Here is a 4,810-nt window from a genome sequence, read left to right on the forward strand (position 1 = left end):
TTCGTTATTTAATTGTGTTTTACATGAAGATAAGTGAATTTACAGCATTTATAAATTTTTATATACCGCAAATTATCCCAAGTTTTTATATATCCTACCCGAGTTTATACCCGAAAATATAATTTTTAAGTGTTATTTTATATCTTTTTTTAATAGTTTTTCAAACGCTGTAGTTGCTGTATCTTTTTCTTTGCGTAAGACATGGCCATAAACATTCATTGTAGTATTAAAATCTCGGTGTCCTAATCGTTTTTGAAGCTCTTTTGGAGTCATATTAGGGTCGCTAAGCAAATAGGTAGCTGATGTATGTCTAATGTCGTGAAAACGAATGTGACGCAAATTGTGACGTTTGGTGAATCGTTTGAACTTCTTATACAGATAACTTCCACGTGGCAAAGTTCCATCTTGTTTTGTATCAAATATAAAATAGTGTTTTAATTTCTTTATATTTAATTTCCAACGAATCTTTTTATTCTCTTTGACTAATTCATCTAGCATATCGAATAAATAAGCAGGACCGGTTACTATTTTTTCATCATCATCATTTTTCAAACCTGGAAGCAACCGAATATCTGACTTTCCATCTACTTCTGAAATCCGCTGATGAAATCTTATTTCTTGTTTATCAAAGTCAATATCTTTTTCTTCTAAAGCTGCAATTTCTCCTTGTCTTGCTCCTGTAATAAATGCTAGAACAATTAAAGTTTTAATTTCTATGCTTTCCTCAAATGCTGCTTTTAACATTGCATGAATTTCTTCTTCCGAATAAGGTTCTTCGATATTCTTTTTTACGCCTTTTTCTTTTGGTATTTTTACATTTTCCACAGGATTTTCTTTAATTGCTCCGTACTCATTTTTAGCCATCAAAAATAAGTTGTTAACGGCGTATAACATACGAAGCTTTGTATTTCTTGATAAAGGTTTATCAGAGTTTCTTCCAGGATCTTTTGTATTGATTCTTTGAGCATTAACAACAATTTTCTTTATCATGTATGGTTTGATATCGATTAGAGGGATAAAATCAAATTTATCAAGAAATCTATTCTCGATCATTCGCTTATAGTTATGATAAGACTTTGGCTCTAAATTTTTTTCGGCCTCTGAAAGCCATATTTTTCTATAAAATTCACCAAAAGTTATATTGAATAAATCCAACGAATCATCGGTCATTCCTTCGAATTGCTCTAACCAGATGTTCAATTCTTTATATGCCGCTCTTTTACTATTCGCTTTTATAGTTTTGCTTTTTCTTTTTGCCGAGCCATCAGGTTTGTACCCTAATACAGCTCTTAGTCTATATGTTTCATTGTCTACTTGTTCTAAGTATCCTGTTACTTCTGACATAATTGAATCAGCTCTCTTTCTCTGATACAATAGGAACTATAAAGAAGCCTATTGTTTGGGTTTTATTGCTATGTACGATCTAACTCTTGATGGGGTGGGATCGTACTTTTTTCAGTTTAATGATATAATTGGACTATAAATAGACCATCCAATTAAGAGGTGAGAAAAATGAATGTAAAAGATTTGATAAACAGTCTAGAATCATTCCCTGATAATTACATTGTAAAAACAGTTGTAGCAGTTAATGGTGAGGGATATTACACTTCAATTGAACCAATTAGCAAAAACAATATTGAAATAAGGGAACAAGAGGTAATTATTTATTGTGAATAGATTCGAAAATTTTTGAGTTAGCTTGAAAAATTTCTAATCTAGCCTTTGAGTGAGCAAGTGCCTCTTCGAAAGAATAGGGTTTATTATAACCCGTCAAACCATCAATGGGAGTTCGACCTACGACATTAGAATTATCAGTCATCAAAGTGGAAGCTCCGCTTTCCAAATCAGATCTTTTCAAAATTTTTTCGATTTGAAGATACACTAATCTAAGATCTCCCAGTTTTTGAAAAAGTGTGTGCGGATAGTTGTCGCTTAGTGGTAGCTTTTGTTCTATTGAGTTGATAAAGCTTAAAATTGCCTTTGCACACTTAGAGACATCTTTTTCAACAGGATAATGAGAGCCGTGAATGACTGTATTTCTTAATGTTTTAATTTTATTGGGAATATCTGGAGCAATTTCATTAAAAAATGCTGCATATAGAGTATTGAAGGCCCCGTCAATTTGAACTGAACTTTTAGAAATTGGTTTAAGATAATCAATCAATTCTTTATATGAAAAATTGAATTTCTCCATCATGACAAGTTGAACAAAGGTTAGTCTAAACATTTCATAGCTATGATAAAGCGAAGTAAATGCTTCGAAATATTCTTTTTTATGATATGCATATAAACCATTTTGAAAGAATATTGGGTAATCTGGTACTGCATGAAAGTATTTTATTTTGTGTCCCCTGTTTGAGCAAGTTAACTCATGGAAATGATTATTGGTGTATTCGCCGACAGCAAATCCAAATTCGTTATTTCTGGAACAAATTGTACAGTTAGAAATTATTTGTATTGACAAAAAATTCACCTACCATCATAATTGTTAGTCTTATGTTAAAACTAATTTAGCTGATCTCAGAAATAAGGTTTCTAGTCCGTGTGCCAGCACGGGCTTTTTTTGTGAAAAATTTACGCGCTAATAAATTGAGTTTGATAGATAACTGATGATGCTATTATTTCTTTTACCTTATCTGACATAATGCTTTTAGTATAGTTTATATAAGTATCGACTATGATTAGAGCAGTTTCATAGTCTAAAGCTTTTATTCCTTGAAATATGTTTGTATGAAAATAATAATAGTTAAAAGAAGAAAGATGGTTGATTACTTCACATATAGTTGTATCATCATAATCTCGATAATCTAAAATTAACTTTAAAGCAAAGTTTTTATTCATATCTAAATTAAATACTAAATAATTTTTAAGTCTCATCAGTAAATTAGCGTATGAGCATTCAAATTTAAAACACAATCCAGCAAATGTTGGTTTTGTTTTCATTTCCTCAGCTATTGACTTGTCAGAAATCATCATCACAGAAGCTAAGACATCCGCTTCTGTTTCAGAACGTTTATCTCCAGGAGCTGGAATTGTTTTTGCACTGAAAAATATTTTGTCTATTTTTCCCTTTTCTAAATGTAAAAAACCATGAGCTATTTCATGTAAAGTTGTGAAATGTTGTCTTCCAGAATTGTGTGTATGGTTCTTATTTACAATAATGGAGACAACACCATCAATTAACCTGGTTCTTCCAGATATAAATTTTGATGCTGTGTCACCATAGTCATAATATAAAATTTCGTAGCCTAATTTTTCTGTACAATACTTAACATAATGGTGCCATCTCAAATCTTTTATTTGGAGTTTAAAATACTCACCTACTTTAGTTTGCAGTGGCAATACGTATGATGTAATTTCTAAATATTCATCTTTTGTTAGTTCCTCATTTCTATTTATATATTTCAAATCTTAGTTCCCACCCTTACGATTACGAATTTGTTCTCTTGCTAATTTTTCCGCGAATTCAATCTGTCTTCTAACTTCCTCCATATCTTCTGGAGACATGTCGGTATCGTCCATTCGGTAATAAACCAATGGATCAAGCTCCTCCTCAATGTTTTTATCTAATGGAGTAGGGATATCCGTGCGTCCTAATAAATAATCAGTAGTGACATTAAAATAATCAGCAACTAATTGTAAATTATGACCCCCTGGAGTTTTTCTTTTCCATGCATATAAAGTATTTTTCCCCAGTCCAATTTTTTCTTCGAGCTTATTAATGGAAATACCTTGCTTGTCGCAAAGATATTTAAGTCTATCAAAAGCTGTCATAAAAGCCTTCCTCTCTTGCTTCTAGAAAAAAGTTAAACTTTATGCTAAAAAACTCATTGACAATTAAACTTAAGTTTTGTATACTTTTTTCGTAAGCTAGTTATTAAGTTTCAAACAAAACTAAAGAGAACCAATAAAAAATAAACAATTTCACGGTCGCCAAACTTAGAAATGTTGATTTATGGTTTTTTTAGGGTTATTTAACTATGCATTGATTTTAAACTATAGTTTAAAATGTGTCAACACTTAGTTTAGAAAAAAGCTTAATAACTAGTTGAATAATGAAAAAGGAGGAATCGGGATGCTTATTACAGATTTCAAAGAAATAGTGTTGATTCAAATGGATCGGCAAAACAAGACTTGGAAGCAACTATCTCAAATCATAGGTAAGTCCCCAACTTACACAAAACAAGTAGTTTCCAGAATACAAGATGGGCCAAATGCTAGAAAATACCGTCAAATGATTGCTGCTGAATTGGGAATTGTTTATGCAGGGGAGGAAAACAAATGAAAGAACTAATCAAAGTAACAACGAATGAAAATAAGGAACAACTAGTTAGTGGTAGAGAACTACATGAATTTTTAGAAGTCGGTACGCAGTATACAAAATGGTTTGATCGAATGGTTGAATATGGATTTGCTGAAAATATTGATTTTTTAACTATTAGTCAAAAAAGACTAACAGCTCAAGGCAATGCAACAACTTATATTGATCATGCTATGAAACTCGACATGGCAAAAGAAATCTCCATGATTCAACGAACAGAGAAAGGTAAACAAGCTCGTCAATATTTTATTCAAGTAGAAAAAGAATACAAACAACAATTACTTGATACTTCAAAACTAAGTCCAGAACTTCAAATGTTCCAAGGAATATTTAACGCAGTAGCTAAGCAAGAGTTAGAGACAAAACGTTTAGCAACACAAATGGACAATATCACTGAAATTGTGGCGTTGAATACTACTGATTGGCGTAGAGATTGCCGGAACCTTGTAAATAAAATGGCACAAACGCAAGGAGGATACGGAGCTTACC

7 protein-coding genes are annotated in these 4,810 nt (G+C 31.7%); 3 read left to right on the forward strand and 4 right to left on the reverse strand.

Going from position 1 to position 4,810, the window contains the following annotated elements; translation table 11 throughout:
* Positions 1 to 132: 132 nt before the first annotated feature.
* On the reverse strand, positions 133 to 1,344 hold the full coding sequence (locus tag EVI01_RS13095; protein ID WP_146811736.1) for a tyrosine-type recombinase/integrase: 1,212 nt from the start codon (positions 1,342 to 1,344) through the stop codon (positions 133 to 135).
* Between the two features lie 168 nt (positions 1,345 to 1,512).
* Here EVI01_RS13095 and EVI01_RS13800 point away from each other — a divergent pair, with 168 nt between their 5' ends.
* Positions 1,513 to 1,677, forward strand: coding sequence for a hypothetical protein (locus tag EVI01_RS13800; RefSeq protein ID WP_186808782.1), 165 nt, complete (start codon positions 1,513 to 1,515; stop codon positions 1,675 to 1,677).
* Here EVI01_RS13800 and EVI01_RS13100 read toward each other — a convergent pair.
* From EVI01_RS13100 to EVI01_RS13110, 3 genes are all read right to left on the reverse strand, one after another.
* Positions 1,661 to 2,464, reverse strand: coding sequence for a hypothetical protein (locus EVI01_RS13100; RefSeq protein WP_146811739.1), 804 nt, complete (start codon positions 2,462 to 2,464; stop codon positions 1,661 to 1,663). The two genes, EVI01_RS13800 and EVI01_RS13100, sit on opposite strands and share 17 nt — an antisense overlap.
* 110 nt (positions 2,465 to 2,574) lie before the next feature.
* Complete coding sequence (locus EVI01_RS13105; RefSeq protein ID WP_146811741.1) at positions 2,575 to 3,408, reverse strand: ImmA/IrrE family metallo-endopeptidase; 834 nt, start codon at positions 3,406 to 3,408, stop codon at positions 2,575 to 2,577.
* 3 nt (positions 3,409 to 3,411) lie between these two features.
* On the reverse strand, positions 3,412 to 3,774 hold the full coding sequence (locus EVI01_RS13110; RefSeq protein ID WP_146811743.1) for a helix-turn-helix domain-containing protein: 363 nt from the start codon (positions 3,772 to 3,774) through the stop codon (positions 3,412 to 3,414).
* Between the two features lie 301 nt (positions 3,775 to 4,075).
* Between EVI01_RS13110 and EVI01_RS13115 the strand changes: the two genes are divergently transcribed.
* Entirely contained in the window at positions 4,076 to 4,285 is a 210-nt protein-coding gene (locus EVI01_RS13115) for a hypothetical protein (RefSeq protein WP_146811745.1), read from the forward strand.
* On the forward strand, positions 4,282 to 4,810 hold a 529-nt coding region (locus EVI01_RS13120; RefSeq protein ID WP_146811747.1), incomplete at its 3' end, for an antA/AntB antirepressor family protein. The genes EVI01_RS13115 and EVI01_RS13120, both read left to right, overlap by 4 nt.

It is taken from the genome of Enterococcus villorum, assembly GCF_007990225.1.
Lineage (GTDB): Bacteria > Bacillota > Bacilli > Lactobacillales > Enterococcaceae > Enterococcus_B > Enterococcus_B villorum.

Bases quoted from the DNA above. Each gene is read 5' to 3' on its own strand.
- EVI01_RS13800 (WP_186808782.1), top strand. From the start codon at position 1,513: ATGAATGTAAAAGATTTGATAAACAGTCTAGAATCATTCCCTGATAAT.
- EVI01_RS13115 (WP_146811745.1), top strand. From the start codon at position 4,076: ATGCTTATTACAGATTTCAAAGAAATAGTGTTGATTCAAATGGATCGG.
- EVI01_RS13095 (WP_146811736.1), bottom strand. From the start codon at position 1,344: ATGTCAGAAGTAACAGGATACTTAGAACAAGTAGACAATGAAACATAT.
- EVI01_RS13110 (WP_146811743.1), bottom strand. From the start codon at position 3,774: ATGACAGCTTTTGATAGACTTAAATATCTTTGCGACAAGCAAGGTATT.